Consider the following 366-nt stretch of genomic DNA (forward strand, 5'->3'; position numbering starts at 1 on the left):
TCTGCACATGACCGCCACGGGTCAACTGCAGCACTCTCGGTGGCGGCGCCGCCTGATACAGGCGGATGCCATTGGCCAGGGGCACGATCGGGTCGTCCAGGCTGTGGAACAGCAGCTTCGGCACGCCCGTCAGTTTCGGCATGACATATATTGCGCTGTCGGTGTCCGGCACCAGCCAAGACAGGGGCACTTGGAACGGCCATGTTAACCAGGAGGTGCTCAAGGCGAATTGCCCTACGTCACGATAACTGGCGGGCACTCCGTCCAGCACCAGCGCCTTGAGCTGCGCCTGACGCTGCGGATGGCCCGCCAGGTAATGCACCGCCAGCGCACCGCCGAGACTCTGACCGAGGACGATCAACGGTT

1 pseudogene is annotated in these 366 nt (G+C 63.7%); it reads right to left on the minus strand.

Going from position 1 to position 366, the window contains the following annotated elements:
- A pseudogene (locus IB241_RS28110) lies at positions 1 to 366 on the minus strand (alpha/beta hydrolase); the annotation flags it as partial.

This window comes from Pseudomonas sp. PDM05, from assembly GCF_014851685.1.
Lineage (GTDB): Bacteria > Pseudomonadota > Gammaproteobacteria > Pseudomonadales > Pseudomonadaceae > Aquipseudomonas.